This window comes from Pseudomonas sp. HY2-MNA-CIBAN-0224, from assembly GCF_040310285.1.
Taxonomy (GTDB): domain Bacteria; phylum Pseudomonadota; class Gammaproteobacteria; order Pseudomonadales; family Pseudomonadaceae; genus Aquipseudomonas; species Aquipseudomonas helleri.
Genome location: NZ_JBEOPQ010000397.1, coordinates 1 through 283, shown reverse-complemented (window position 1 = coordinate 283; position 283 = coordinate 1). Strand labels below are relative to the sequence as shown.

The 283-nt window shown below is 45.2% G+C and carries 1 protein-coding gene; it reads left to right on the top strand.

Annotation, left to right across the window (positions count from 1 at the left end; genetic code table 11):
• Positions 1–44 precede the first annotated feature (44 nt).
• Positions 45–283: hypothetical protein (locus tag AAEZ03_RS26900; protein WP_350582855.1), on the top strand; the 239-nt coding region annotated here is incomplete at its 3' end.

Below are 283 nucleotides of genomic sequence, written 5' to 3'. Positions count from 1 at the left end.
ATACGAATTTATACAACAACGGCAATTATATTAAGATCGCTATGATGCAACCCATTATTCTACTGATACTAAAGGCGCTTGAAGGTCGCGGTGCTGAGCGCATGGTCACGACCTTGGCACGGGCCTATGCCGATTTAAATTACGACGTCCATGTACTTTGTCTCGAATATACCCGAGATATGCCATTAGATTCATGCGTGCATGTTCATGTGGTGCCGTACGATCAAGTGTTTGCTGAGCAAGTATTTGCACCCGATTCCGAGCAAGCAAATGCCTATAGAGC